The sequence below is a fragment of the Nitrospira japonica genome (assembly GCF_900169565.1).
Lineage (GTDB): Bacteria > Nitrospirota > Nitrospiria > Nitrospirales > Nitrospiraceae > Nitrospira_C > Nitrospira_C japonica_A.
The window spans coordinates 2,318,902-2,344,556 of the sequence record NZ_LT828648.1; the positions used below are offsets into that span (position 1 = coordinate 2,318,902).

27 protein-coding genes are annotated in these 25,655 nt (G+C 61.5%); 23 read left to right on the forward strand and 4 right to left on the reverse strand.

Translation table 11 applies throughout. From position 1 onward, the window contains the following. Positions 1-17 precede the first annotated feature (17 nt). From NSJP_RS11205 to NSJP_RS11270, 14 genes are all read left to right on the forward strand, one after another. Positions 18-1,034: a hypothetical protein gene (locus NSJP_RS11205; RefSeq protein WP_155970113.1), complete on the forward strand. Its 1,017-nt coding sequence runs from the start codon at positions 18-20 to the stop codon at positions 1,032-1,034. After that, positions 958-1,857 carry an ATP-grasp domain-containing protein gene (locus tag NSJP_RS11210; RefSeq protein WP_155970115.1) on the forward strand — a complete coding sequence of 300 codons (900 nt, stop codon included), beginning with the start codon at positions 958-960 and terminating at the stop codon, positions 1,855-1,857. Before NSJP_RS11205 ends, NSJP_RS11210 begins: the two co-directional genes overlap by 77 nt. A 102-nt stretch (positions 1,858-1,959) precedes the next feature. After that, the gene (locus tag NSJP_RS11215; RefSeq protein ID WP_172834289.1) at positions 1,960-2,415 is read left to right on the forward strand and encodes a PqqD family protein; all 456 of its coding nucleotides are present in this window, start codon (positions 1,960-1,962) and stop codon (positions 2,413-2,415) included. A 223-nt stretch (positions 2,416-2,638) separates the two neighbouring features. Continuing rightward, positions 2,639-3,673, forward strand: a complete 1,035-nt coding sequence (locus NSJP_RS11220) for a phosphoenolpyruvate carboxykinase (ATP) (RefSeq protein ID WP_080886985.1) — start codon at positions 2,639-2,641, stop codon at positions 3,671-3,673. Positions 3,674-3,679: 6 nt separating this feature from the next. Next, entirely contained in the window at positions 3,680-4,717 is a 1,038-nt protein-coding gene (locus tag NSJP_RS11225; RefSeq protein WP_080886986.1) for a sterol desaturase family protein, read from the forward strand. Next, entirely contained in the window at positions 4,714-6,009 is a 1,296-nt protein-coding gene (locus NSJP_RS11230) for a nucleotidyltransferase domain-containing protein (protein ID WP_080886987.1), read from the forward strand. The genes NSJP_RS11225 and NSJP_RS11230 overlap by 4 nt, the downstream gene beginning before the upstream one ends. A 156-nt stretch (positions 6,010-6,165) precedes the next feature. Next, positions 6,166-6,702, forward strand: a complete 537-nt coding sequence (locus NSJP_RS11235; RefSeq protein ID WP_080886988.1) for a peroxiredoxin family protein — start codon at positions 6,166-6,168, stop codon at positions 6,700-6,702. A 30-nt stretch (positions 6,703-6,732) separates the two neighbouring features. Further along, positions 6,733-6,972, forward strand: a complete 240-nt coding sequence (locus NSJP_RS11240) for a hypothetical protein (RefSeq protein WP_080886989.1) — start codon at positions 6,733-6,735, stop codon at positions 6,970-6,972. A 94-nt stretch (positions 6,973-7,066) separates the two neighbouring features. After that, positions 7,067-7,672, forward strand: coding sequence for an MBL fold metallo-hydrolase (locus NSJP_RS11245; protein WP_080886990.1), 606 nt, complete (start codon positions 7,067-7,069; stop codon positions 7,670-7,672). Beyond that, positions 7,672-8,475: a tetratricopeptide repeat protein gene (locus NSJP_RS11250; protein ID WP_231989538.1), complete on the forward strand. Its 804-nt coding sequence runs from the start codon at positions 7,672-7,674 to the stop codon at positions 8,473-8,475. Before NSJP_RS11245 ends, NSJP_RS11250 begins: the two co-directional genes overlap by 1 nt. Next, positions 8,472-8,909, forward strand: a complete 438-nt coding sequence (locus NSJP_RS11255; protein WP_080886992.1) for a hypothetical protein — start codon at positions 8,472-8,474, stop codon at positions 8,907-8,909. The genes NSJP_RS11250 and NSJP_RS11255 overlap by 4 nt, the downstream gene beginning before the upstream one ends. Then, positions 8,906-9,961, forward strand: a complete 1,056-nt coding sequence (locus tag NSJP_RS11260; RefSeq protein WP_080886993.1) for a methyltransferase — start codon at positions 8,906-8,908, stop codon at positions 9,959-9,961. Before NSJP_RS11255 ends, NSJP_RS11260 begins: the two co-directional genes overlap by 4 nt. 369 nt (positions 9,962-10,330) lie before the next feature. Continuing rightward, positions 10,331-10,777 carry a thiol-disulfide oxidoreductase DCC family protein gene (locus NSJP_RS11265; protein ID WP_080886994.1) on the forward strand — a complete coding sequence of 149 codons (447 nt, stop codon included), beginning with the start codon at positions 10,331-10,333 and terminating at the stop codon, positions 10,775-10,777. A 140-nt stretch (positions 10,778-10,917) separates the two neighbouring features. Then, entirely contained in the window at positions 10,918-11,823 is a 906-nt protein-coding gene (locus NSJP_RS11270) for a hypothetical protein (protein ID WP_080886995.1), read from the forward strand. A gap of 2 nt (positions 11,824-11,825) precedes the next feature. On the opposite strand, the gene NSJP_RS11275 is transcribed toward NSJP_RS11270, so the two are convergent. Beyond that, entirely contained in the window at positions 11,826-13,256 is a 1,431-nt protein-coding gene (locus NSJP_RS11275; RefSeq protein ID WP_080886996.1) for a peptidase MA family metallohydrolase, read from the reverse strand. A gap of 127 nt (positions 13,257-13,383) precedes the next feature. Between NSJP_RS11275 and recG the strand changes: the two genes are divergently transcribed. The 3 genes from recG (at position 13,384) to NSJP_RS11290 (ending at position 17,351) form a co-directional block, all read left to right on the forward strand. Then, entirely contained in the window at positions 13,384-15,906 is a 2,523-nt protein-coding gene (gene recG / locus NSJP_RS11280; RefSeq protein ID WP_080886997.1) for an ATP-dependent DNA helicase RecG, read from the forward strand. Between the two features lie 159 nt (positions 15,907-16,065). Beyond that, positions 16,066-16,389, forward strand: a complete 324-nt coding sequence (locus tag NSJP_RS11285) for a hypothetical protein (RefSeq protein ID WP_080886998.1) — start codon at positions 16,066-16,068, stop codon at positions 16,387-16,389. Next, the gene (locus NSJP_RS11290) at positions 16,386-17,351 is read left to right on the forward strand and encodes a Ppx/GppA phosphatase family protein (RefSeq protein ID WP_080886999.1); all 966 of its coding nucleotides are present in this window, start codon (positions 16,386-16,388) and stop codon (positions 17,349-17,351) included. The genes NSJP_RS11285 and NSJP_RS11290 overlap by 4 nt, the downstream gene beginning before the upstream one ends. Before the next feature lie 70 nt (positions 17,352-17,421). Here the strand turns inward: NSJP_RS11290 and NSJP_RS11295 are convergent, their stop codons facing one another. After that, positions 17,422-18,912 carry a class I SAM-dependent methyltransferase gene (locus tag NSJP_RS11295; protein ID WP_080887000.1) on the reverse strand — a complete coding sequence of 497 codons (1,491 nt, stop codon included), beginning with the start codon at positions 18,910-18,912 and terminating at the stop codon, positions 17,422-17,424. A 139-nt stretch (positions 18,913-19,051) separates the two neighbouring features. Beyond that, a complete protein-coding gene (locus NSJP_RS11300; RefSeq protein ID WP_080887001.1) occupies positions 19,052-19,429 on the reverse strand; it encodes a cupredoxin domain-containing protein in 378 nt (125 codons plus the stop codon). A gap of 165 nt (positions 19,430-19,594) precedes the next feature. On the opposite strand from NSJP_RS11300, the gene NSJP_RS11305 reads away from it, so the two are divergent. The 3 genes from NSJP_RS11305 to NSJP_RS11315 all read left to right on the forward strand — a co-directional run bounded on the left by NSJP_RS11305 (position 19,595) and on the right by NSJP_RS11315 (position 21,778). Further along, entirely contained in the window at positions 19,595-20,593 is a 999-nt protein-coding gene (locus NSJP_RS11305; RefSeq protein WP_080887002.1) for a PKD domain-containing protein, read from the forward strand. A gap of 163 nt (positions 20,594-20,756) precedes the next feature. After that, complete coding sequence (locus tag NSJP_RS11310; protein ID WP_080887003.1) at positions 20,757-21,203, forward strand: hypothetical protein; 447 nt, start codon at positions 20,757-20,759, stop codon at positions 21,201-21,203. Positions 21,204-21,319: 116 nt separating this feature from the next. After that, the gene (locus NSJP_RS11315) at positions 21,320-21,778 is read left to right on the forward strand and encodes a hypothetical protein (protein ID WP_080887004.1); all 459 of its coding nucleotides are present in this window, start codon (positions 21,320-21,322) and stop codon (positions 21,776-21,778) included. A 92-nt stretch (positions 21,779-21,870) separates the two neighbouring features. Here NSJP_RS11315 and NSJP_RS19520 read toward each other — a convergent pair whose 3' ends face one another. Continuing rightward, positions 21,871-22,473 carry a S16 family serine protease gene (locus NSJP_RS19520; RefSeq protein ID WP_172834290.1) on the reverse strand — a complete coding sequence of 201 codons (603 nt, stop codon included), beginning with the start codon at positions 22,471-22,473 and terminating at the stop codon, positions 21,871-21,873. Positions 22,474-22,660: 187 nt separating this feature from the next. On the opposite strand from NSJP_RS19520, the gene NSJP_RS11325 reads away from it, so the two are divergent. From NSJP_RS11325 to scpB, 3 genes are all read left to right on the forward strand, one after another. Continuing rightward, on the forward strand, positions 22,661-23,719 hold the full coding sequence (locus NSJP_RS11325; protein WP_080887005.1) for a pentapeptide repeat-containing protein: 1,059 nt from the start codon (positions 22,661-22,663) through the stop codon (positions 23,717-23,719). 76 nt (positions 23,720-23,795) lie between these two features. Then, positions 23,796-24,593 (forward strand): segregation and condensation protein A, encoded by a 798-nt coding sequence (locus tag NSJP_RS11330; protein ID WP_155970117.1) that lies wholly within the window; start codon positions 23,796-23,798, stop codon positions 24,591-24,593. A 2-nt stretch (positions 24,594-24,595) separates the two neighbouring features. Further along, a complete protein-coding gene (gene scpB, locus NSJP_RS11335; protein WP_197685404.1) occupies positions 24,596-25,468 on the forward strand; it encodes an SMC-Scp complex subunit ScpB in 873 nt (290 codons plus the stop codon). Positions 25,469-25,655 lie beyond the last annotated feature (187 nt).

Here is a 25,655-nt window from a genome sequence, read left to right on the forward strand (position 1 = left end):
CGGAAGGCGATCCGATCTTGAAGGGAGAATCCTCGAGCGTGGTACTGGTGCTGGCCGATACGACCGATCCCTGGGCGTCGCTGGTACACGCGGAACTGTGCAGGCGTGGATTGGACGTACTCCTCATCCCCCGGGCCGAACTCCTGGACAGAATCCGGCTGAATTGGCCGATGGCGGCCGGCTCACCGACCGTGGCGGGTACGATGGTCATCGACGGCCGCTCTTTTGAGTGCGGTGCCCTTCGAGGCGTGTTCGTCCAGTGGGTCCTGCCGCTTCCGCTGCTTCTCGACGATCTCTCCGTCCAGGATCGTGATTACGTCCTCCGTGAGACCACGGCGGCGTGGATTGCCTTCTTGAACAGCCTTCCTTGCCCGGTGATCAACCGGCCGGTGCCGGGAGGACGTCCGGCTCTGCTCGGAGGCAGCGCGGTCTCTGCGCAGATCGCACGTGATTGCGGGTTCGATCTTCCGGCTGCCCGGTACACGTCGAGTGAGGCCGACGCCGTTCTGCAATTTGCGGCCTGGAACGAGCAGGCGTACCTCAAGGCGTTGGGGTCGGCGGAGCCGGGAGTCGTTCTCAGTCGGCAGAATGGGATCGAGCACATCCGTCAGGTGATGGAGCGCCATGCCGTCTCGCTCCAGGCGATTCCGCAAGGTCAACGCATGACCGTCTATGTCGTGGGAGGGGACGCGGCCGCGACGATCCTTCACGCGGATGAAGAATCGTCGCAACGTACCGCCGATCTGCCGGTATTTCCGACCGGGCGTTGCGTGGACCTGGTCCGCGCGCTGGGTTTGAGTTTTGCCGAATGCCACGTCGTGGTCGCTGCCGACGGGCGGATCTGTTGTCTCGATGTGAACGGTGCTCCCAATTATTGGCGCTGCACCAGGGCGGTGCAGCGCCGGCTCGTGCAGCGTCTTGCCGATTGTTTGTCGGAAGAGAGGAGTATGGCATTTTATGATTCTGCTCGTGGGACCCATGGCGGATCCGGTGCTGGCCAACGTCTGTGCCAGACTGGCGGTCCGGAACGCTGACTTGATGCTCGTCCATCCGGATGCCGACGGCGACACGTGGAATCTGTCGTGGGCGATCGAAGACGGCTGCGTCTCGGACCGGATCGGGCTGGGGAATCGGATCGTCCGTGGGTCCGACATCGAGTCCGTCTACCTTCGCGCGATGACCAGCCGTGACACCTCCATGCAGGCCGCGCGGATGGCCGTCACGTCGCTGTGGGAGTTCGCGGAGAGCCTTCCGGTCCTCGTCGTGAATCGAAGGCAGGCCTCGCACACCAACATGTCGAAGCCCTATCAGCTGCAGCTGATCGAACGGTACGGGTTTCGAGTTCCCAAGACCCTGGTCACGATGGTGCCGGAGCAAGCCCGTGCCTTTTACGATGAGTGTGGCGGCCGTGTCATCTACAAGTCGATCAGCTCCGAGCGATCGATCGTGAAACGGCTGACCCCCGACGATTTCGCGCGGCTGGACTTGGTGCGGGAATGCCCCACGCAGTTTCAAGAGATGATTCCCGGCACGGACCTGCGGGTGCATACGGTCGGGGACCGACTTTTCGCAACCGAGGTGGTCTCCGACGGCGTCGACTATCGGTACGCGGCGGATGAGGGCGGCCGCCGAAGCATGCGCGCCGTCGAGTTGCCTCCGGCGATCCATGCCCGCTGTCTGGATCTCGTCGGCGGGATCGGGTTGAGCCTCAGCGGAATCGATCTTCGCCGGACGCCTGACGGCTCCTACTATTGCTTCGAAGTGAACACAAGTCCGGCGTTTACGTTGTTCGAAAATCATACGGGTCAGCGGATCGGCGACGCCCTGGCGGACTTGCTCCTTACGGGAACCGCCTGAGGGCGACTGAAGAGACGGGCACGCGGGGCCGGTGGCAGGAAGGTGAATGGAAGTCCGCCGGCCATGGGATGCGGACGAGACGGAAAAGGAGGAGCGTCGATCATGAGCAGACAACCCTTCATTACAGCAGACTTGAGGCCGGATGTGTCGGAGGATGACGCGGAGCAGGCGCACGTCGGTGGTTCAGCCGGCACAGAACAATTGGCCGAAGCCGCCCGCGCCCTGCTCAGCGAAGAGGAGCGGCAGCAAGTCGAACGCGGTGACCAAGGCAAGCGCCAGGAGTTGATGGCCTCGATCCCGCGGGCCAGCACGAACGTGCAGGGCACGACGCTGGACGGGGAGACCGTGCTGTTGGATTTCACCAGCGGACGGTACTACACGCTCAATCGGGTCGGGTCCGCCGTCTGGGAGCACTGTACCGGGAGCGAATCGCTGCAGGACATTCACGAGGGGCTGTGCGCCAGATACGACGCGGCGCCCGAGCGCATTGCCGACGATCTTCTGGCTCTCGTCACCCAATTGGGTCACGAGGGACTCTTAACACTGGAAAGGAGGTGAAGAAGAATGGATGCTCAACAGAAGGAATCCTATACGGAGCCTGTGTTGATGGCGCACGAATTGCTGCGCGACATCACCGGCAGCAAGTACCGGGAGAAGTATCGCGACAAGGTCAACGATAACTAATTGTGTTCCGACCTTGCCGTCATTCCATGGCTGGCCGGTCTCTGAAGATCGGCCAGCTACTGGTGGCATCAGAGCGAGCAACAAGAAGAGGTGCGAGATGATCGAAGCGAAGCCGGTGCAGGACTATCTGTTCGCATTCCATGGAATCGAATTGCACTATCACGCGTCGTCCGTGACGCTGGCGGAGCCAGTCCTGGCGTTTCTTCGGCACTACCGGAGCGAGTCCGCCTCCGAGAAAACAGTCCTGACGGTTCGCTTCGAGGAGGTCCGCAGCACGGCGGATATCCCCTATCGCATATCCAAGACGTCGAAAACGTTGTTTTCCGGAACCAGACCGGCCATGGGCGATTCCCTGCGGTCGATCTGGCGTTGTGACGTGGTACAGGACAGAGACCGGCTGGTCGCCGATTTCCATGATCAAGGCCTCTTGGTGATCGATGGGGTGCTCGGAACGGCCGAAGGCTATTTCATCAATCCAGAGGCCATGCACGCGGACGTCCGCACGAGCTTTTTTCATTTCGCGCTCTCGGAACTTCTCAAGCGGCGGGGCTTGTTCACGGTCCATGCCACCGCCTTGGAGTTTCAAGGTCGCGGGGTATTGATTCCCGGTTACAGCGGTCAAGGCAAGACAACGGCGTTTCTATCCCTGCTTCGTTCGGGCTTTCATTATTTGTCCGATGATTACCCGTTGATCCGAGACCTCGGCGGTCACATGGAACTCCTGGCGTTTCCGATGAAGATCGATGTCACCGACCATAGCGTGGAGTTTTTCCCGGAACTCAGAACGGCGCCGACCGGATTGTTGCAGCAGGGAATCTGCAAGAAATTCTTCCATGCCGAAGATCTGTACGAGAATTCCATCGGCACGTCGTGCGTGCCGGCCATCATCATGTTTCCCCACGTCGTCGACATGCCGCACAGCTGCCTCGAACCCCTGGCAAAAAGCCGCGCCCTGGAGGCGCTCATGCCTCAGGGATTGCTGGTCTACGATCAGGAGGTGGCGCGGCGCGAGTTTCATGCCCTGTCGAAACTGGTCCAGCAGACGGACTGCTATCGCCTGCATTTCGGGCGCGATATCCTGGATCTGCCGGACTTGATCAAGCCTCTCCTGGAGCTGCGCAAGAGCGCGTAAACAGCCATGGCGATTGACGCGATCACCTGGTTCGTCGAGCGGGCGGCCGAGTACGGCTTGGAGGCCGTCTCGTCCTGGTCGAATGTCCGGGCCGCGCTTGCCCAGATTCCCCTGGCGATTCTGGACCTGTCCCACCCGCTGGCCTGGCCCTATCTATTGTCCAGCCTGGTGATCGCTTGGATCCTGTTTCTGGCGGTGAAGCGGCGCGGTGAGACGGAGTGCCGATCATTCGTAGAGTTTGCGTTTCCCGCGCGGCTGTATCGGCACCCTTCGACGAGGCTGGACTGGAAATTCGGTATCTGTGACCTGACGCTTCAATTCCTGCTGTACACGCCGGTCATGACTGGCATGGGTCTGCTCGGCGCGAAGGCCATGACGGCGTTGCTCGTCGGGAGTTGGGGTTGGGAGCCGCCGCACACCCTGTCTGTCACGGGAATCGCGGCTGCGGCGGTGGGATGGTTCGTGCTGCACGACTTCGTCAATTACTGCACTCACGTGTTGTTTCATCGGATCCCGCTGCTCTGGTCGTTTCATCGGGTTCACCATTCGGCGGAGGTGTTGACGCCGGCCGCGGCGTTCCGAGTGCATCCGGTCGAGCTGCTCGCCTTCGCGGCGATTCAAGCGCCCGTCTTGGGCACGGCCGCGGTGTTGTACCAGAATATCCTGGGAGAGGAGCAGCGGATCACCATGGTGTTCGGGGTGAGCGTCTTCACGTTCGTCTCCGGCATCCTGGGCTCGCACTTGCGGCATTCTCACGTGTGGTTTTCCTACGGACCGGTATTGAATCGAGTCTTCATGAGCCCCGCGCATCATCAGATTCATCATAGCGTGGACGCGCATCATTGGAACAAGAACTTCGCGGTCAAGCTGGCCGTCTGGGATGCGCTGTTCGGCACGTTATACCTACCGGGGAGGCGGGAAGCATTGAGCGTCGGCCTTCCCGATGCCGACCGCCGGGAGTTCACATCCGTATCCGGACTCTATCTGTCGCCGTTCGTGAGGGCGTTTCAGGCGCTGGTGCCCATAGAAAGCAGGAGGGGATGATGCAGGAATCGTCTGAACAGCTGGTGACCCCGCTCGCTCCAATTTTGGGATTTAAGAGGACGCCGACTTCGTCCTGGTTTCCCGAGGCGAGATTCATCCTGTTGTGCGCCCGCACATCCCTGAGCGATGCGGTTCGGCAGCGCGTCAGAGAAACGGCTCTGGAACTGCTCGATTGGTCGCTGGTGCTGGACCTCGCGCGGTTTCACGGGGTCGGTCCGTTGCTGTGGCGGTCGATCTCCGCAACCTGCGCGGATCTGGTGCCGCCCGCGGCTCTGACGGCGCTTCGCCAAGTGACGCAGGCCGGTACGCTGCTGAACGGTGCGTTGGTCCGCGAGACGGTCCGGATCAGCCGGGCATTCGAAGAGCGGGGCCTGCCGGCCATTCCGTTCAAGGGGGCCGCGCTCGCCGCGGTGGCGTACAAGGACGCCAACCTTCGGGATTTCGACGATCTGGATTTCATCGTGCCGCAAGCCCGTCTGGCCGAGGCGCAGGACATCCTGACGGCTCATGGATATCGGCCCCTGAGTCAGTCCCGCGAGTCCTTTCAGGCTGCGCACTACCACGAGCCCTACCATTTGTATGTGCATGAGACGAGCCGTTTGCTGGTGGATCTGCAATGGGTCATGGCCCATGAACAGTTCTCGTTCCGCCTGGACCGCCCCGACATTTGGGACCGGCGGATGTCCCTGTCGGTCGAGGGAGGGCGGATCAGCACCATCGCTCCCGAGGAACTGTTGATCATCTTGTGCGTGCACGGATCGAAGCATGCGTGGGAACGGCTGAAGTGGGTCGTGGACGTGGCCGCGCTGATCCGGGCGCAATCGCCGGACTGGGACCGGGTGCTTTCCACGGCGAACCGGTGGAAGTGCCGCCGCATGGTGTTGCTTGGCTTGAGACAGGCGCAGCAGATGATGAATGCGGAGCTGCCTCCTGCGATCTGGACGGCGATCCGGGCAGACGCCGACGTGCTGGATTTGGCGGCGCGCATGCCGAAAAGCCTGCTCTTCAACCAGCAGGACGGCATCGACGAGCACGACGGGCCCGCGCTGTACTATGCGCTGAAAGATACGATACTGGAGCAGTGGCGCTATGCGCTCGAGCTTTGCCGCGACGAACATCGGGTGGTCTATGATGCGCCCGAATGGCTCCGTCATCGCCGGTTCCTTCGGCAATTGGCGCGCGCGATACAACCGGTCCGGTCGTGGATCGTCAAATTGCCTTTGGCCAAGCAGGCGCGCCGCGGGATGGCCCGTCTTACGGGGCGCGTCGGAACCGCCGATCTTCGATGCTGACCTCCCCCGCATTCTCCGTCGTTGCTCCTCAAAAAAACCACGTGGTAGGATAGCCGGAACGTGTCCGAACGACGGTTCGGTGTTCGCGGACGCGGCCGGCATCCGCCGGCCGCTTACCCGCGGGATCGCGCGGGTCGACAAGAAGAAGGAGGCGTCATGAAACGGTCCATCCTTATCGTAGCGGCGGCTTTGGCGGTGCCGATGCTGGTGTCGTATGGCGTGCTGGCGGCGGGATTCTTCAAGGTTGGGGAGAAAGCCCCTGATTTTACGTTGAACGCGTTGACGGGCGACACGGTGAGTCTCGCGTCCCAAAAGGGCAAGGTCGTCGTGCTGGGGTTGTTCCATATCTGCGATCCTTGCATGATGCAGGGGACCAATCTTCAGAAGGTCTACGAATCAACGCAAGGGAAGAACGTGGCGGTGATCGGCGTGAACTCCGCCGGCAATGCGAAAAAGGACGTCGGAGAATTTCTTTCGGCGTTTCCCGTCAAGGTGACGTATCCGTACCTATTGGATCCCGGGAAGGTGACGGATAAGTTGTACGGAGGGGGGAAATTCATTCCCAACGTGTATGTCATCGATCAAGAGGGAGTGATTCGATGGCAGCGCGTGGGGAACATGGACCTTGCGGGTGCCGACGTGATCGTGGCGGAGGTCGAAAAACTGCTGGCGGCATCGGGAAACAAGATGTAGCCATGCGGCCGATGGAAGGCGGAATGTCCCATGGATGAGATCGAAGCCGGGAAACAGAGGTTGTTGGAGATCGTCAAGGCCATAGACCCCGCGGTGCAGGTCGTCATACCTGTCTCGTCTTCCAACAGCATGTTTTTGATTTCCCTCACGAAAGGGCCGAACCGGAAGTTCATCACGCTTCCGGAGGACGACATCATCGATCTGCCCAACGAACCGGGCATCGAGACCAAGGTCACGAAAGTCGTGAAAGACGCGGTTGCGGCGCTATGAACCGACGCGACCCTTCCCTTCCATCTCAGGCGCGGGCGGTCAACCGCCGCTTCCCGCACGAAAGCGCTCCAGGCCGCGCGACGACGGGTCATTCATGAAACAACTGTTTCACGGCATCTGGCAATGGTCCTGGTTCTCCGAGGAGAAGCAGCTCGACTTCAACGGGCTGTTTCTGGCGATCGGCGAACACAAGATTCTCGTGGATCCGCCGCCCCTGACGGCGGAAGCGACCACGTTGATCCGCCGGCAGGGAGGCGTGGAGTACATCGTCGTCACGAATCGCGACCACCGGCGCGAGGCCGAGACGTGCAGACACGAATTCCGTTGCCAGCTGTGGGTACCACATGAGGATGCCGGCCAGATGGACCTTCAGCCTACGAGAACGTTCAAGGACGGTGAACTGTTGCCCGGCGGGCTGTGGGTGGTCCGTTTAACCGATCAAAAATCTCCCGGGGAGTCGGCGCTCTTCATTCCGCAGGGCAAGGGCATCCTCGTCGTCGGCGATGCCTTGATCGGAAAGCCCGCGGGGGCGGTGAGCCTCTTGGCTGCGGAGAAGTATGCCGATGCCGGCAAGGCGCGGGAAGGGCTTCGCCGATTGCTGAAGTATGCGTTCGACGCACTATTGGTGGGTGATGGGGTTTCGATTCTTACCGGAGCCAAGCCGGTGGTCGAGCTGGCGCTGAAGGATTCGCCGCCGTGATGCTCAAGAACGGTTTGTCGGAGGAACTCAATCGGCAGGGGAACGAGCACTTCTCGCTCGGACACTATACCGAGGCCTACACCTGCTATGCCAAAGCCCTCGAATGCGACCGGATGACCGGCGACCAGCGCGCGTTGGCGGCGACGCTCGGCAATCTCGGCAACATCTGTGCGGTCAGCGGCCGGCGGGACGCGGCGCAGGATTATTATCAGGAAGTATTGGAATTGCAAAAAGTCTTCGGCGACGAGAAGGGGATCGGGACGACGCTGGCCAATCTGGGTAATCTGCGCGCGGATGCGGGGGAGTGGGAACGCGCCCGGGCCTATTACCTGGAAGCATTGGACTTGATGACCAAGACGCATGACGAGGCGGCCAAAGCGGTGCTGTATTCCGATCTCGGCTTGATTGCGAGAGAGACCGGTCAATTCGAGGAGGCCATCCGGTGTTATGAACGTTCGCTCGTGCTGATGCGTCGCTTGGGAAATCAAGGCGGCACGGCGGATGCGTGGCGCATGATGGGACGGACCTTCTTGATGCAGCGTCGTCATGATGACGCGATTGCCTGCTGCCAAACCAGCCAATCCATTGCGGAGCGGGCGCACGACGAACTCCGCGCGGGCGGAGCGCGCTATGTATTGGCCCAGTGCTATGAAGAGCTCGGCCGTTTCGACGAGGCGGTTGCGTTGCTCGAACGCGTGGTGGAGATGGACCGGAAGTATCAGCTGCCGAAATTGGACGAGAACACCAGACGCCTTCAGGATCTCCGTGAGCGAAAAGAACGAGCCATGGGACAATCCGCATGAGCGCTCCGACGTCGCCCGGCTGGTCTGAAGCCCGGACCAAACTGAACGAAACGTTTCCACAGTTCTACGAACTCGAGCCGGGAGGCGCGTTGGCGCTGGACCTGGGGGCCGACGGCTGGCTATTGGAACTCAAGCCGGAAGGAAAGGTGCTGTGCCAGTACGGTGTGGCGATGGACGACATTATGAGCCTGATGTCCGACGGCACGCCGGAGGATCTGGGGACCGACGAGATCGCGAAACAAGCCAAGTACTTCATCCAGCCCGCCGTGTCGAAATTCAGGAGCCTCCTTCTGCAGTCGGGATTCTCCGAGCAGTCCGAGATGAACGACGAATACGTCGCGGTGACGTTCGAGCGGCCGGTCGACTTTCACAATCTTTCCAAGGTTGAAGATCTCATCCGCTGGTGCCGCCGGCAAATCGGCGGAGCGGCATGACCGGCCCGCCGGAGACCTTTTCGGAATTCCGCGACCTGCTTGCCGGTTATCGCCTCCCGCGAATCATCCTCACCGCGCTCGAATTGAAGCTCTTCACCGCCATGGGCACGTCGACGTGGACCCCGTCTCAATTAGCCCGCTTGCTCAAGGTCAGTGAACGGGGCGTGACGATCCTCTGCCGGAATCTGGCCATGGCCGGGTTGCTCGTCAAGAAGGGGACTCGATACCGGAACGGCCGGCTGGGCTCGACGCTGTTGAATGCCCGTCATCCTGCGTATCGGGGCCGGTATCTCGATCTGCTCACCAGCCAATGGAACGATTGGGCCGGCTTGACCGAATCGGTGCGGACCGGGAAACCGGTCGATCATGACGAGCCCGATCAGCCGGATCATCGTTCGAGATTCACCTGGGCGATGCATCAGCGCACGATGGATCTCGCGCCCCGTCTCGCTGAGAGGATTTCGCTCCGCGGGGCACGATCCCTGTTGGATCTGGGCGGCGGACCGGGAACGTATGCCCTGGCTTTCCTTGCAAAAAACAGGGAACTGAAGGCGACAGTGTGCGATCGTCCCGCCGCGCTCCGGGTGGCGAAGACGATCGCCAAGAACCATCAAGCCGGTGCAAGACTGTGGTATCTCCCGCTGGATCTGTTGGCCGATCCCATTCCCGGCTCTTATGACGTCGTGTGGTATTCGAACGTCCTGCACATCTATTCTCCCGAGCAGAACCGGTCGATCTTTCGGCGGGTCAGGGCGGCGCTCAATCCGGGAGGGCGCTTCATCATCCAAGACGCGTTCCTTCATGATCGGGAAGGGCTCCGCCCGGAGGATGCCAGCCTGTTCGCCGTGTCCATGCTCTTGTTCACGGAAACCGGCGATACCTATCGTGCGGCCGAGGTCACGGCCTGGTTGAATGCGGCCGGCTTCGAATCCGTCAGGCTGTTGAGGACGAAGAAGGGGCAGGAGGATTGGGAGGGAGGGGTGTTGGAGGCCCGTCTCCCCAGAGCGATCGCACGAACGCGTGCCAACCGGCGACGGTCAGCGCAAGGTTGAAGCCTCCGCTCAGCCAGTTCAACGGTGTGAGGCGGGGCTGGGATTCCCCCGCCGCGCCGGTCAAGCTGGCAAGGTCCAAGGCAAGTCCCACCGTTCCATAGATGACGCAGGCCATCCCGGGCCACGTCCATTTGGTCCATACCAATCCGATCAGTGCCAGCGGGATCACGACCAAGAACAGATCCCAGGACGACAGGCCTCGATCAAGCAGATTCGCTCCGGTCGTCATAGGACGGGTTTCAAATCCGATCAGAAGCAAGCCGGTCAGGATGATGGTCAGCGCCGCGCGCATGGGGCATCATACGCATGCCCTGTTGGAGGGGCAACCGTGCTTGTTCCCGCTCGCACCGGCTGCTAGTGTGAACGAGGATGAAGGACCGTCACGATCATATCGAGCGACCGGCCATTCAGGGATCGGCGCCCTGCACCCTAGTATATGACGGCCATTGCCAGCTCTGTGTCACGGCCAAGACTCAGCTTGAACAGAGGACGGCCGGACGGTCGGAAACGCCCGTGCGAATGGTTCCATACGACGGCGAGGAGGCAAGACGGCTGCTTGGATCGGCCTATCGGCCGGGCCGTCCTGACGTCGCGTTTCTCATTGATTCGACGGGCACCATCACGACAGGGCTCGATGCGTTTCTGCCGCTGCTTCCCGCCATGAGAGGCGGGGCCGTTCTGGCCCGCTTCTTTCGCCTCCCGTTAATCAGGCCGATGGCCAGATTGCTGTACCGCATGGTCGCCAAGCACCGGTATCGACTTTTCGGCGAGGCCCGCTTACCACAGGAGCCATCATCCTCTCCTCCTAACGGTTGACCATCTCATCTCGTTCCGACCGATCCGTACAAATCCGTTCAAATCCTCACCCCCCTCTTTTCGGGGGTTGTTTGCCCATACCGGGGAATTTACCCTGGGGCCTCTTGCTGGGACACTGCCAGGCAAGGAGGACGAAGCTCATGCTCTTTACATGGTTATGGCTTGCAGTTCGGTCACTCGTCGAATCGCAGTTCAGGGTCATGGACCCCGTGCCGGTTTCCTATCGGCGAACGGGATCCCGGGGCGCGCGAATCTTCGGGCTGGGGTCGATGATGCTGGCGGCAGTGGCTCTGCTGATGGCAGGGCTGCCGTTTCAGGCTGAAGCCGGGGAGCGCAGCCTACCGAACTCATCGAAGCTCAGGAAGACGGTTGCGGCGGGGTTTGGCGTGCAAAACGCCCAGTCGTCGGTCATTACCGTCAGGACGTATGATGCGGAGTCCGGCGAAATTCTTTCCGATGAATCGTATGAACTCGACATCAAAGACGATCGATCACCAGCGATGCCACAGCCGCGTGAACGTATCGTTGCCGGAGGAGTCGGAATCGGAGCCGACGGGCTATCCGAGTTCATGCTCCGCGTCTATGACGCGGCGGACGGGAAATTTCTCTGGGAAGGCCGCCTGAACCTGAATGTCACCGCTTCGGCGGGAGAAGCTGTTCCCGTCGCGGTCGCGGTTCGGCCCCAGGCGACCGTCACCCGGGTGGTTGAGAAAACCGACCCAGCAGGGCAGCCGTTTTTCCTGCTCCGGGTCCTCGATCGTGATACCGGCCGGCTGATGTGGTTCGATCAATTCTCGACCGAGGGCGCGCGCGTCCGCGCGGAACGTATCGGCGTATTCGGTCCGAACCCGGGACCGATCGATATCCAGGACGTCGATTTTCGTATCCGGATGTTCGATGAAAACGGGCGGCAATTGCTCTGGGAAGATCGGATAGCCGAGACGGAGGACGGGAGTCCATCGTCGGAGTTGGCCCAAGACCAGGCCGGAGTCATTCCGCAATGGTTCGTCGGGCCGAGTGATTCAACCAACAGGGAAGAGATCTGACGCTAGCCTTTGGCGAGTTCCCCTTTGAACTGGTCGGCCCAGCGGGATTGAAACTGTTCGTACGAGAGGGACAATTGGGATTGCATTGCCGCGCTGAGCGACTGTCTGGCCTTGAGATGGCCCAATAGCTGATTGACTCCGTGCAGGCCGTAGCGATCGATCATGTAGTGGACCGCGGAGTTTGCTTCCAGATACGCGACTGACGCCGCTTCCGGCGTCAGATTGCTCCAGCCTCCTTCCAACGCCGTCAGCGGAATCAGGGCGACCTCCTGGTGTTTGACCGGTTGGATTTCCGACCAGTGCTCGCCGGCCAGCTGCATGGCGAGCCCTTCGTTCAGCCACGTGGGAATGGCGCTGCCGCTGTGTCCCTGCATGTCGTGCAGCACGGCATGGGCGAACTCATGCCGGAGCACCTTGGTGAGCCAGGCTCGATCCGTCAGTGCGCCTTGCGAGGGGACCTGAATGCGGCCCAGAACCGGATCGAACAGTCCGTCCGCCCATACCGGGCTTCCGGTCGCACTTTGGAACGCCGTCTCCGCCTGCAGCACGACGACGATCGGTTTCGACGGGAAATGTCCGAGTCGTTGACCGATCTCCCGGTAGGCTTCTTCGAGAATGTCCTGCGCGGTCGTCCAGGTGGTGTGATCCGCCTGCCCGTCGAATTTGACGATGAAGTGGGCGCTCTCGCGGCTGGTCAACTGTTCCTCCGCTTGATCCGTCTTGCGAACCTTGGCCGTGACGGTTCTCAGATAGGACTGCACGGCCGGATCTTTTGCGGCGCGCTCCGTCGCCTGGTCGAGGTGCTGCGCCGCTTCCTTCAGACGATCCCGTTCCTGGAGCAATTCCGCCATGGCCAAGTGGGGAAAGGGTTCGTCCGGGGCCAGGGCGATCAGCCTGTCGAGGAACTCCACCGTCATGGCCGGGTCCCGCAATTCCCAATAGGCGTGGGCCAAATTCAATTGGATTACAGGATTCTTCGGATCCAGCGAGGCGGCTCTCTTGAACGTCTGAACGGACTCCTTGGTTCCGCTGCTCTTTTCTTGTTCGATCCCGACATTGTTCCACAGGACGGCGAGGTAGGGCCGGACGGCGGGATCGTTGGTGGTCGAGGTGGAGAGATTGTCCAGTTTCGACGTGGCCGCGGCGAGGTCGCCCTTCTCCAGATCGTCGCGGATGGCGGCCAAGAAGTCCTGATGCTTGCTGCGGGGAACGACGCTGTGATCGATCAGCCTCGTCTGCTTCGGGGGCGGTTCCACCGCCTCGGCGGGGCGCAGGGTTTCCGGCGGGGCCTTGGTCTCCGCTTCCTGGGCGTCCCGGGTTTGGCCGGGCGGTCGCTGGAGGTACGTAGGCTTGAACCATGCCCCGTAAATGATGATCAAGGCCACGACGAGCGCGACCTTGTAGAGGAGGTGCGAGATGTTTCGGCGATACATGAATTGACGGGTCTCTCGATGTGCTTTCGAGTCTAACACCCAACAATAGTGCGGCAAAGAATTGTCGGCAAATCATCAGACGCCGTCGTTGAGCCCACCTTGGGCCTATGATACGATCCTCGCCGACATGTGGCGCCCAGCCGAGGCCGAACCTTCCGAGCCCTTCCAGCAATGGCTGGATCGTCTGGCGCGTCCGATCGAGTTCGCCACCCGCGACGCCGGCGCGCGTCTCCCCCTCATCAAGAATCTCGACAGTTTCGTGACCGATCAGGTCATGCGGACGTTGTCCAGGCAGTCCTATCCCAGGGCGGTCGAGGCCTCGCTGCTGAAGTTGCGGGATCTGTTCGGTGGGGACCAAGGCACGCTCTCGCCCGCCAACCAGCAGCGGCGGCTCCGTGAGGCTGCCGCAATCGTTCAGGCGTTGCGGACCATGAATCACCGGCCTCCGCCTGGCGAGGCTCCTACCGCGCCGGCCGGCCTGTCCGGTGGGGAAGGCGGGCCTCGTGCCGCCCTCTGGTCGATCCCCATTCGGTTTGTGAAGGGGGTCGGCCCCAAGCGCACCGCCCTGCTTCAGCGGATTGGAATCGAAACGGTCGAACAGGCCCTGTGGACCGTTCCTTGGCGGTACGAGGACCGGTCCGTCATCACGCCGATCGGACGGCTCGCACCCGGGATGGACGCGTCGATTTGCGGCATCATCGTGCGCAGCGAGGCCAGACGCGCCCGGCATCGCCGGCTCAGTATCCTGGACATTTTTGTAGAAGACCGGACCGGTCGTATGCAGGCGGTGTTTTTCAATCAATCATTCCTGGAACCGATTCTCACCGTCGGAGTCACGGTGTTGTTGACCGGCCGCATCGTCGCCGGGGCGCGGGGGTGGGTGGACATCAGAATGGACGTGTCTCAGTACGAGGTCGTCGGATCTGACGCGGAAGCTCCCGTGCACGTCGGGCGGATCGTGCCGATCTATCATGAAACGAAGGGCTGGACGTCGAGACACATGCGGGTGCTGACGAAAGGGTTGCTCGACGCCTATACGACCGGGCTCCAGGAAATCCTTCCGACTGCGATGCGAGCCCGCTATCGGCTGCCGTTGATCGACCAGGCGATCGAAGAGGTGCATTTCCCGCGTCCGGGTACGCCGATGCCCGCATTGGAGCGCGGGTTGACGGCAGCGCATCGCCGGCTCGCGTTCGAGGAACTACTCCTGTTGCAACTGGCGCTTGCGGCACGGCAGGGTATGCTCAAGGAAGAACGCAAGCCCATGCGGTTCAATCCCAAGACGGCATTGCTGACCACGTTGTCGCGGCGCATTCCGTTCACACTGACCACCGCGCAACAGCGGGTCATCGGCGACATCCTGGCCGATATGGCATCGCCGAAGCCGATGAATCGATTGATCCAGGGAGACGTGGGGTGCGGCAAGACGATGGTGGCGCTGCACGCCATGGTGCTGGCCTGCGGGTCAGGATATCAGGCGGCGCTGATGGCGCCCACGGAGATATTGGCGGAACAACACTACCGGAATCTGAAGGGCTTGCTGGACACGCTGGGATTGTCGGTGGCGCTGATCAGCGGAGGCGGGCGCGCGAACGATAGGAAGACGGCGCGCGAACGGGTCGCATCGGGAGAGGCCAAAGTGGCGATCGGGACCCATGCCTTGATCCAGCAGGGCGTCACCTTCGCCAAGCTCGGACTGGTGGTGATCGATGAGCAGCACCGGTTCGGCGTGCTGCAACGAAAGACCCTGGCCGAGAAAGGATATACCCCCGATGTGCTCGTCCTGACGGCCACTCCCATCCCCAGAACTCTGGCCATGACCGTCTATGGAGATCTCGACGTTTCGGTCATCGATCAGTTGCCCCCGGGCCGCAAGCCGGTCCGAACCTTTCTCTACCAGGAGTCGCAGCGGCGGCGCGCCTATCAGATTCTAAAGGACGAAGTGCGCTCGGGCCGCCAGGCCTATGTGGTCTACCCGCTGGTCGAAGAATCGGAGAAAATCGATTTACAGGCGGCCATTCAGGGGGCGGAGCGGCTTCGCGCGGAAGAGCTGTCCGAATTTCACGTGGGGGTCCTCCACGGGCGGATGAAGTCGGCGGACAAGGATCGGACGATGGAGGACTTCAAGAGTGGCAAATTGCAAGTCCTGGTCTCGACCACCGTCGTTGAAGTCGGCGTCGACGTCCCCAATACTACGGTCATCCTGATCGAACATGCCGAGCGTTTCGGGTTGGCGCAGCTTCATCAATTGAGAGGACGGGTCGGACGCAGCGAGCAGCAGTCGTATTGCCTGCTCATGGCTTCGCGGGGGGGCGGAGCCAAGAGAGTCAACGGCATGGCGGATACAGCGGGTGTCCCGGCCCGCGATCGGTTGGAAGCGCTGGTGCGATCGACCGACGGATTCGTCATCGCCGAAGAAGATTTGAAGATCCGCGGCCCAGGGGAATTTTTCGGCTATCGTCAATGGGGGTTGCCGGAATTTCGCGTGGCGGATTTGATCCGTGATGCCGACCTGCTCCAGCAGGCTCGACAGGAGGCGTTTGCCCTGGTGAAGAACGACGGAACATTGTCCGCCCCGGCGCATCGAGGCTTGCGCGAGGCGATGATCAGACGGTGGGGCAAGAAATTGGAGTTGGGATCGGTCAGTTAAAAAGCGCGGGGCCTGCCCCCGACCAGTGTCTATTTGTCCTCGCTCCACCCATCCCCCAGTGGGTCCCTTACGCTGCGGGCAAATAGACACCTGGTCGAGGCACCCGCTGAGTGAAAGACCTTTCCCAAGGGAGAGAAGAGAACGGACAGAGGAAAAAGAATGGGGTTGCTGCAACGGTTGAAGCATGATTTGAAGGCCGGCCTTGCCACGTTGCGCCTGGGAACGGCCCAGGCCGCCAATCGGGCGTTGGAAGAAACCGAACTCCTGCGGTTGCGTCTGGAGGCGCGCAAAATCGATCAACGTCTCATCGAGTTCTATCGTGACCTGGGTGAGCGCGCGGTCGATCTCCGCGAGGCGGGCGAGCCGGCGGAGCGCGTGCTGTATGACGCGGAGGTCGGCCGGCTCGTGGCCGAGATCCATCAACTCAAGCACGCGGGCCGGAAGCTCGAGGCGGAAATGCGCGAAATCAGAAATTCCGAGTGAGCCCAGTGCGTCTCGCCGGAATCGACATCGGTACGTTGACCTGCCGATTGCTGATCGCGGATCTTCTGCCCGACGGCCGCCTCAAGGCAGTCCACGCCGAGCGCCGGATCCTGAGGCTGGGTGAGGACGTCGACCGATCGAAACGATTGAGCGTGGCCGCGATGGAGCGCGTCGTGCACTGTCTCAAGGGATGGCACGAAGCCGTCGGCGAGCATCGGATCGACGGCTGCGCCGTGGTGGCGACGAGCGCCGTGCGCGATGCGGCGAATCGAAGCGAGTTTCTCGCGCTCGTCACGCGTGAGACCGGACTCACCGTCGATGTCATCTCAGGTGACGAAGAAGCCCGCCGCACGATGCGCGGCATTCGTTCAGGTCTGCCCGCCGGCGTGACCGGGGTTCTGGGGCTCGACATCGGCGGAGGGAGCACGGAATTCATTCTTGATCGGCCCGGGCGGCAGCCTGTCGTGAAATCGATCGACATCGGCGTCGTCAGGCTCAGCGAGCGAATCCTGCACCACGATCCGCCCACGGCGGAGGAGATTCAGCGGGCTCGCGAATGGGTCCGGCAAGAAACGGAACGGGCCATGGCCGACATGCCCTCACGGGCCGGCCTCACATTCGTCGGCACGGCTGGAACGATCACTGCGCTTGCGGCGATGGCGCAGCGGCTGTCCTCCTACGAGCCGGCAAGGATCCATAATTATCGGCTGACGTTGGAAATCATCGTCGACCTGGAAAGGCAACTGCTCGGCCGAACCAAAGCGGCTCGTGTCGGCTTGCCTGGATTGGAAAAGAACCGCGAAGACGTCATCGCCGCCGGCGCGGTCATCATCCGAACGGTCATGGACGCGTTAGGAGAGAAGGAATGTCTGGTGAGCGATTTGGGATTGCGCGAAGGGGTGTTACTGACGCTCGCCGACCGACTGGCCGCCGGCCGGACTCCTTTCACGACTCAGTTGTGACCGATGAGGCGACCGTACAAGACGGATGCACCTGCCGGCCCATGTAGAACGGCGGGCCGATCCGCCACGCTCACCGTTGGGCGTACCAGCGGTAACCATTGGTCTCGGTAAAATTGGTCCGCGGCGCGCCTCCCGGTTTTTCCAATAACAAGACTTTGAAATCGATGAGACCGAACCAGGCCGGGTCTGCCACGTCGTGATAATGGAGGCCCTGCAATCGCGGGAGCATGTCGCCCAACGCCTCCTGGATCTCACGTTCGGTATAGGCTCGGACGATAAAGGGCCGGTTGATCCCCCGGCAGAATCGCTGGATGGTATAGGCGGCACCCGTGCACAGCACCTTCACGCTCGGCTTGATCGTCAGGAACTGCGGGAGCGTGAGGAACTGCTCCTGAAAACCGAGCCACCGTACGGCCTGCCGCAGGTGGGCGTATTGCACCTCGTATTCCGTATGGCCCGGTAATTTCACCGGCGCAGGCCAGCCGTCCTCGATTCCGAACTCCGTCAGGAACGCCCGTCCACCCGGTTTGAGTACCCGCCAGAGTTCCGCGACAAATCGCAGGGGGCCGAGATTAAAGATGACGTCGTCGGGCGGGTCGTTGCCGATGGGAAGTCGCATGCGCCTGATCCAGTCAAGCGCTTCCTGATGTTGAGGCGTGTCGCCGCTGCCGGAGGTCAATTCCCGTCTGGACAACTTGACCGGCGTCATGTCGGCCATGTTTTCATTATCGATGACGAGATCGACGGAATTATCTTTGAAAGGCAGGAATTCACCATTTGCCCGGGCGCCGGTGCAGGACCAGCCTCCTTCGGCCGCACGGACCAACTGTCGCTTCAGAAAGGGCTTGGTAATGTCGACGGACAGGTATTTCACGCCCTGCTTTTCAAACGGCAGCAGTTCCTTGCCGAGCTCTCGCGCCACATACCCCAGTCCTCCGCCGATCTCCACCAGTACCTTCGGTTTGGGACTGAACCAGCCGAGCCGGCGCAACTTCTGCATGAGCAGCCGTCCGTACGACAGACCGTTGAGCGTCTCGTTCGGTTCACGGAACAGGTGGGAGACGGTCGTTTCGATCAGATCGAAATGCCCGTCGTCTTCGCCGCCTTCGGTGAGTTCGTGCGCGTGAAAATCTTCGAGGTGTTCCTCGCCTTCGAATCCTTCCTGCCCGGACCAGCCTTCCCGGATCTGCTGGAGCAGTACATCCCACTTGGCCTTGTGTCGATGTCCTCCCGGCGGCTCGGCTCCGTAGAAACAGAGGGAATAGGTGGGGAGCGACCAGCGTTCCAGGTGCCACCGTCCCGGCTCTCCATCCGGGCCACAGACCTTTGATCCGTACTTCTCCAGCAGCGCGCGCACAGTCGTATGCCCGTTCATCGATGTGAGCATTTCAAGCCCGGTCCGGTTGAGCCGGACGATCGGCAGATTGTCGTCGAGCGGGGCGAACCACCATTCGTCTTCGCTGTGCTGATAGGCAACCAGGTCGGGGATGTGCCAGGACAGAAGCGAGAGGGTCTCTCCCTCAAGAGAGCGTGGTTCGTGGAGGGCGACGGCGGGTTTCATGGATAAGAGTTCCGGTTCGAGCGTCGCAGCCTACATGAGGACGAGCGGGTCCCGCAAGATGTGAAACGACATGCGGCTCGCTGTCGTCAGCGGGAGACAAGGAGCAGAGTCCCGATGGGAGATGGAATGAGTCAGTCGATCACAATTGGGAAGGCTGTTGCGAGTCGGTCACCGTAAGAATGCCGTACATGATCGGATGCACACGGCAGATGTAGGGGTATTTCCCGGGAGCAAGTCCCTGGATCGTGAAGCTGTCGTTGGGAAGGACCAGGCCGGAATCAAAGGCACAGGGCGCGCCGTCCTCCATGCATCCGGTATGCGTGATCGTATGTTCGGTCGGGGTCGGATTTTCCCACCTGATGGTGGACCCGCTGGAGACGGTGGCGGATTTCGGGACAAAGTATGGTGAGCCACTGTCGATGATGATGGACGTATAAGGGGCGGTGGCCGTCGTCGGACCGGCTCCCACGAGCACAAGTATGGCCAAGGCCATGAAAATGCGGAGTGTCATAAGCATTACCTCAATCCTAACCTAAAACATAATCATTGTATCATGCTGATCAAGGGGAGACATCCACTCGGGTCCGCACTGAACTTGTGATTCACTACGACCCTTGTCTTGACCCGTGGGGACGAGTATACGATGCTCCTGACCGTTCGCCCGAAGTGAGATCCAATCAATATGGTTCAGCCGGTCGTGCATGATGTGGGATGGGTGAGGCTGCTGGCGGGCACGTTGATCGTCGGCGTCTTGGGGGTCGCCGAGGCCTTTACCCTGACCGAGCCGACGGAACAGGCACTGCTCCGGTCCGGGGCGCGCGTGGCGGTGTCCGTCCAAGTCGGAACCGACGTCAACATCCGAGCCATCCGCTATTACTGGTATCGCCTCGACGAAGAGCCGGTGGATGCTCATCAGACGTTGCCGGCGCCGTTCAGGACCGCAGACGGCGACGCCCCGCTTTCCGGGTATGTCGAAGTCCCGACCGAGGCGAACGGGGCGATGCGCCTGCTTGCCATCGGAGAATTGACCAGGGGCCGGTTGGGGACTGCCGAGGACTTCGACGAAGTGATCGTGCAGGTGAGACCGGATGCTCCGCTGGGGGCGATCGAGTTTTCCGTTCAGCGGCCCTGGCGGTTCGACACGATCGGAAAACGGATGTCCGTGCCGGTCGTCGGCCAGTACGACGACGGCGTCTCGCGCCCGCTCACGGGCCCGTCATCCGGGAGCCGGTTCACGTCGTCGGACGACGCGGTGGTCACCGTGGACGAGGGGGGAATTTTGACGGTCACCGGCAACGGCCGTGCTCAGGTCACGGTCGAAAACCAAGGAAAAATTGGAACCATTCAGGTGGTCGTCAACGGTGATCCCAGCCCGAACCGTCCGCCGATCGCGGCGGTCGAGAGGGAGTTGCAGGTTCGGTCCGATCATCTCGTCGTGTTGGACGGCCTGGGGAGCCGCGATCCCGACGGGGACCCGTTGCGATATGAATGGAGGCAGCTGAGGGGGCCGCGCGTGGCCTTATCGAGCGTGGACGAGGCGAAGGCGACGTTTATGGCGCCCAAGGTGACCGAGCGCAAGCTCTTCCAATTTTCGTTGACGGTGATCGACATGGCCGGGCCGGACCGCGTGAAGGGCGCCGAAAGTGCTCCGGCCGTCATTTCCGTTTGGGTCAGTCCGTAGAACGGCTCGAACAAAAAATCCTTAGTCTCAGGAGGTATACCGGGGATATCAGGAATGTGGCGCCCTGCCGGTGCGATGACGGCAACAGGCCGTTGCAAGACGCAGAGCGTTCATGCTAGATGGAACCACGGTCAGCATTTGGAGTGGGTGAAGGAGTCATTCAATGGCAAAAGCGAAAAAACAACCGGCGAAGAAAAAGATGAAAGCAAGCGGCAAGAGAGCGGCGAAGACACCTGCGAAGAAATCGTCCGGGAAGTCTTCCGCGGCAAAAGCGAAGAAGCCATCCGTGAAAGAGCCTGTGCGCAAAGCGGCTCCCGCCCCCAAACCGGCGGCGCCCTCCGTGAAGAAGCCGGTGAAGCCCGCCGTGGACGACGAAATCAAAAAGCCGGTGTCCTCCAAACCGACAGCCAAGCCGCCGGTCACTGAGCCGAAAGAGGCGGAACTCGACGAGGACGAGATGGGCGACGAGGAACTCGAAATGGGCGGCGACGGCGAGATGGAAGAGGACATGGAAGAAGACCTCACGCTCGACGATGACGAAGAGGACGTCGACTATCTCGAGAAGTCGGAAGACCTCTTGGACGATTCCGACGATTACCGCACCCATTGATTGGTCTTTGATCACGTCGGCATGAGCGATCGCTCCGGCTTATCGCCGTAGCACGCCGTGCCTGTCTTTACCCGCCAGGCCCTCCTTTCAGGCGGTCATCAGACGAGGAGCGTGAGGTGAGCCATTTCTTGTTCATCGCCGGCGCCTTGCGCGAGCGCACGTCCCAGGAAAGCGCGGAGATCCAGCTCTCGAACGGCGTCTGGGGACTCTGCAGTTCGCTGATCCGGACGAACCTCCAAACCTATCTCGAGCCGCATTCCCGCGGACTGGTCTATGCGCTCAAGATCGGTGTGTGCGCGGAATTCAAGATCTTGCCGCCGGTACGGGACTTCTCCGAACTGGACGATTTCCTCAAGGACGAATTGCGGACGGAAGCACGCTTCGGCTACGTGCGGATCGGAGAGATTCGCCGGCGTACGTTGCCTTCGACGGTGAGCCAGGCCGTGCTCTTGGACGTGTTGCAGATTCCGGATCAGACGGAACTGGCGCGCCGGCTCAGCCTTGGCATGCACCGCGTGACCCAGGCGGAATTCGACGCGATCGCCGCAAAGTTGCCGGCCGATTCCAGCGCGTAACGGCTCTCCGGCGGTGCCGGCACTGCCGTCCTTCCGATCGGCAATTGTTCCTGTTGGCGTCGGAGGCCGGGAGCGGACTTTTCAACATCCTGCTAGAGTCGATTGCCGGTCATGAGGTGGTAGGCATCATCGACCGTGTGCACTTCCTTCACGGCGATGTTGAGGTGAAGCGCCAGTTCGTTAAGATTCCATCCGGCATCGTGAAGTTGTCCGCCGGGAACCAGGACCGTGTGATACCCTTCCCGCTTTGCGGCGCGGATCTTGTCGGGGATTCCGCCGACGGTGCCGATCCTTCCGTCATGTTCCAGCGTGCCGGTCATGGCGATGCCGCGCTGGATTCGATCTCCTTTGAAGAGGGCGATGAAACCCACGGCCATGGCCGCACCGCCGCTCGGGCCGTCGCTTCCCACCGGCCGGTAGGCCGCCCCTCGCACCGTCACGGTGCCCCCGTGCGGGAAGCCGGAAGTCCGTTGCATCGCATAGGTAAAGGCCTGCGCCATTGCCCCGAGTTGAGTTTGCCCGAATCGCACGCCGCCCATCACGCATTGGAGTTGCGGCGGCGCCGGATCGCTCTTGCCGTCCCACGCCATAAGCAGCACCTCGAACACGCCCCGATCGTTTGCGTGAATCGCTCCCAACATCGGCAGCTCGACCGTGTGCTCGGCTGCAACGGGTAAAGGAAGTGCGGCCGGCATGAGGCCCAGACTGATTGCGAGCAGCAGCCCGATCCGGGGTAGTCGAAACGGCAGGTGCGGTGATCTTGATCCATTGAGAACTGCGTCCCGGCCTGTCATGGGGGAAAGTGTAGCAACTTCCCACGGGGAGTAAAGATAAAGGCTCGTCGCCTTGCCTTGCTTTCTGGCATCTCGTATAAGGGGCGGCATGTGGATGCGCGCGCCCGTCGGAGTTCTGGCAGGCTGTCTGCTGTGGGTCTGCATGCCGGCCGTCGTATCGGCGGCATCGTGCCGGATCGATACGGCTTCTGATCGAGCCTCATCCACTTTGAAAAAGCGGCTCAGTTCGGACTGCACCGAGCATGACCGTGAACGGTATAAGGTCCAAGCCGTTGAAGTGCTGGCCGCCATCAAGCAAGGGAAATCGATTGATCTCGCCGGGGTGGTGATCGAGGGCGATCTGCGCTTGGATGAACTCCATCTCGGGGCCCTTCCTCCCGGGAGCGAACGTCAGCCAATCGATCCGGCAAGCACTGCGCGCGTGGTTCCCGGTGCTCTGTCGGTGACGCATTCAATCGTTCGCGGGGCGGTGCGGCATGGAACGGAGCGGGACGCGCTGATCGTCAAGGGAGCCGTCGACCTGAGTGGGACACGGTTCGAACGAACGGTCGATTTGTCCCACGCGGAGTTTCTGCAGCCGGTGACGCTCTCGGATGCCGTGTGTGTCCGGGAATGTTACTTCGTCCGGGCCGGGTTTCTCCGGGGCCTGACGGCCGAGGGCACGGCGTTCGGTCCTCACACCAGATTTCATCGCGCACGGTTTCACGACCGGGCGGCGTTCCGGAACGCACGGTTCAACGGGCTCGCGGAGTTCCTCGAGGTCGAATTTCACCCGGACGCCGATTTCACCGGATCGGCATTCGCATCCGGAACCGGATTTTCCGGGAGTGTCTTTCACGGCGTAGCGGATTTTTCCGGCGCGCGGTTCGAACGGGAGGCATTTTTCACCTTCACGCGCTTCGAAGGCGACGCCAGGTTTCGGGGCACGGTCTTCCGCGCGATCGCGGATTTCGACGACGCGCGCTTCGCCGGGCGCGACGAATTCTCCGGCACGGTCTTCGAACAAGAGGCCAAATTCGCCAGGGTCACGCGCCGGGATCAGCCGCCGGCGCCCGGAGGCCAGGACCGGCCGATGCAGTACGGGATCACCCTGACCTTGCTCGTCATCAGCGCCGCGCTGATCGCCTATCTGATCCGATCCCGATGAGTGGAATGGCTCCCGCCGACCACAACTAATAGGCAGAGGCTTGCTCCAATCTCCCAAAGCTGGTATAAGGCGGCTTGTGGATAACCAGCTCGAAGGAGCCGGTCAAACCGAGCTCCCATACCAGGTTCGCATCGAGAATTTCGAGGGGCCGCTCGATCTTCTGCTGCATCTCATCAAGAAGAGCGAGATCAATATCTATGACATTCCCATCGCGCTGATCACCGGCCAGTACCTCGACTACCTCGAAACGATGACCGAGTTGAATCTCTCCGTTGCGGGGGAGTTTCTGGTCATGGCCGCCACGCTGCTCCAGATCAAGTCGAAGATGCTGCTGCCGGTCGACGAAACCGTGAAGGACGAGGATGACGGGCCGGATCCGCGCGAGGAACTCGTGCGGCGGTTGCTCGAATACAAGAGCTACAAGGATGCCGCCCGCCAGCTGGACTCGCAGGAGCGCATGTGGCGGGAAATCTATACCAGGGCTCCGGCGCCGCAGGAAGAAGAAGGGCCCGCGGGAGAAGAGACGCTGGACGACGTGAGCCTGTTCGATCTGGTGGACGCGCTGCAGGGAATACTCAATCGGAATCCCGGCAAGTCGCTCATGGAAATCATCCCCGACAACCTCACGGTTCGCGACCGGATGAACACGATTCTTGAGGCGCTGGAGGGACGGGAGTCGGTGAGCTTCGCGGCGCTGTTCGAGGCGTCGTCGCACCGGCTGGTGATCATCGTCACGTTTCTTGCGCTGTTGGAATTGATCAGACTGCGGACGGCCCGTGTGTACCAGCCGGAAAATTTCGGGCCGATCCTGGTCTCGCGCAATTTCTCGTTGGTGCCGGAACCGGCGGAACTGGACGATTCGGAATGGAGGTAAGCATGAGCGAGACCGAACTGCAGGAAAGCGGGAATATGGAACGGCCGGAGGCGGCCGCTTCCGAGCAGACCGGTCCGAGTACGGAGGAGGCGGTCGTTGCGCCGGATGCGGTCGCGGCTCACGCTTCCGATCAGATGGAGCTCACCGCGATTCTTGAAGCCCTGCTGTTCGTTTCCGGCGAGCCGATGCCGCTCGCCCGTCTGGCGACGACCATCGGGACCGTCTCCAAAGCGGAAGTGCAGCAGGCCCTCAACAATCTCCGGGAGCAATTGGCGCACGACGGCAGGGGGATCCAACTGGTCCAAGTCGCCGGAGGCTATCGGCTTGCCACGAAGGCGGATTGCGCGCCCTGGCTCAAACGGTTGGAGAAGGCCAAAACGGCTCAGCGGCTTTCGCGATCGGCGCTCGAATCGCTGGCGATCATCGCATACAAGCAGCCGCTGGTTCGTGCGGAGGTCGAAGAAATCCGCGGCGTGGAAACCTCCGGCGTCATTCGGACGCTGCTGGAGCGGAAACTCGTTCGTATCGTCGGACGGAAGGAAGTGCCGGGCCGGCCGATCATGTACGGCACCACCAAATATTTCCTCGAGCATTTCGGCTTGCAGGACCTCAGCCAACTCCCGCCGCTTCGCGAGTTCAAGGAACTGGGTGAGGCGGAGCAGGCCATGTTGCCCATCGAAGACGTGACGATCGTCGGCGAGCAGCAAGCGGAACCAGCCGACTCAGAGTCTCCCTCCGAGTCCCTTGCCGAGTCTTCTTCAGATTCGCCTTCCGATTCCATGGAACCAGCGCCGTTTCAGTCCGAGGAAGGAGAGATGGCAATGGTCGCCGGAAGCGATCACACGTTCGCGGGTGAATCGGTCGACCAGGTCTAGCCTTTACCCATCTGCCGATTCGACTGCACCCGTCGCGTGAGCACCGTGCCTTCCTTATTTTAGCTTTCTCTGTCTTTCGGACCGTGAACACGGTTAACCCTCGATTGCGCGGCGTCGAGCGAGGGCCTTCTGAAGCCGTGCGCTCCGCGGGCAGGAGGGTGACCGTGTCGCACGGTCGTATCTCGTC

What these genes read in the sequence shown, in the direction of transcription:
- NSJP_RS11220 (WP_080886985.1), top strand. Translation starts at nt 2,639, where the DNA reads ATGATCGAAGCGAAGCCGGTGCAGGACTATCTGTTCGCATTCCATGGA.
- NSJP_RS19520 (WP_172834290.1), bottom strand. Translation starts at nt 22,473, where the DNA reads ATGCCGGCCGCACTTCCTTTACCCGTTGCAGCCGAGCACACGGTCGAG.
- NSJP_RS11235 (WP_080886988.1), top strand. Translation starts at nt 6,166, where the DNA reads ATGAAACGGTCCATCCTTATCGTAGCGGCGGCTTTGGCGGTGCCGATG.
- NSJP_RS11210 (WP_155970115.1), top strand. Translation starts at nt 958, where the DNA reads ATGATTCTGCTCGTGGGACCCATGGCGGATCCGGTGCTGGCCAACGTC.
- NSJP_RS11215 (WP_172834289.1), top strand. Translation starts at nt 1,960, where the DNA reads ATGAGCAGACAACCCTTCATTACAGCAGACTTGAGGCCGGATGTGTCG.
- NSJP_RS11275 (WP_080886996.1), bottom strand. Translation starts at nt 13,256, where the DNA reads ATGTATCGCCGAAACATCTCGCACCTCCTCTACAAGGTCGCGCTCGTC.
- NSJP_RS11310 (WP_080887003.1), top strand. Translation starts at nt 20,757, where the DNA reads ATGGCAAAAGCGAAAAAACAACCGGCGAAGAAAAAGATGAAAGCAAGC.
- NSJP_RS11250 (WP_231989538.1), top strand. Translation starts at nt 7,672, where the DNA reads ATGCTCAAGAACGGTTTGTCGGAGGAACTCAATCGGCAGGGGAACGAG.
- NSJP_RS11225 (WP_080886986.1), top strand. Translation starts at nt 3,680, where the DNA reads ATGGCGATTGACGCGATCACCTGGTTCGTCGAGCGGGCGGCCGAGTAC.
- NSJP_RS11255 (WP_080886992.1), top strand. Translation starts at nt 8,472, where the DNA reads ATGAGCGCTCCGACGTCGCCCGGCTGGTCTGAAGCCCGGACCAAACTG.
- scpB (WP_197685404.1), top strand. Translation starts at nt 24,596, where the DNA reads ATGAGCGAGACCGAACTGCAGGAAAGCGGGAATATGGAACGGCCGGAG.
- NSJP_RS11295 (WP_080887000.1), bottom strand. Translation starts at nt 18,912, where the DNA reads ATGAAACCCGCCGTCGCCCTCCACGAACCACGCTCTCTTGAGGGAGAG.
- NSJP_RS11230 (WP_080886987.1), top strand. Translation starts at nt 4,714, where the DNA reads ATGATGCAGGAATCGTCTGAACAGCTGGTGACCCCGCTCGCTCCAATT.
- NSJP_RS11270 (WP_080886995.1), top strand. Translation starts at nt 10,918, where the DNA reads ATGCTCTTTACATGGTTATGGCTTGCAGTTCGGTCACTCGTCGAATCG.
- NSJP_RS11240 (WP_080886989.1), top strand. Translation starts at nt 6,733, where the DNA reads ATGGATGAGATCGAAGCCGGGAAACAGAGGTTGTTGGAGATCGTCAAG.
- NSJP_RS11300 (WP_080887001.1), bottom strand. Translation starts at nt 19,429, where the DNA reads ATGCTTATGACACTCCGCATTTTCATGGCCTTGGCCATACTTGTGCTC.
- NSJP_RS11325 (WP_080887005.1), top strand. Translation starts at nt 22,661, where the DNA reads ATGTGGATGCGCGCGCCCGTCGGAGTTCTGGCAGGCTGTCTGCTGTGG.
- NSJP_RS11305 (WP_080887002.1), top strand. Translation starts at nt 19,595, where the DNA reads ATGGTTCAGCCGGTCGTGCATGATGTGGGATGGGTGAGGCTGCTGGCG.
- NSJP_RS11260 (WP_080886993.1), top strand. Translation starts at nt 8,906, where the DNA reads ATGACCGGCCCGCCGGAGACCTTTTCGGAATTCCGCGACCTGCTTGCC.
- NSJP_RS11265 (WP_080886994.1), top strand. Translation starts at nt 10,331, where the DNA reads ATGAAGGACCGTCACGATCATATCGAGCGACCGGCCATTCAGGGATCG.
- recG (WP_080886997.1), top strand. Translation starts at nt 13,384, where the DNA reads ATGTGGCGCCCAGCCGAGGCCGAACCTTCCGAGCCCTTCCAGCAATGG.
- NSJP_RS11245 (WP_080886990.1), top strand. Translation starts at nt 7,067, where the DNA reads ATGAAACAACTGTTTCACGGCATCTGGCAATGGTCCTGGTTCTCCGAG.
- NSJP_RS11285 (WP_080886998.1), top strand. Translation starts at nt 16,066, where the DNA reads ATGGGGTTGCTGCAACGGTTGAAGCATGATTTGAAGGCCGGCCTTGCC.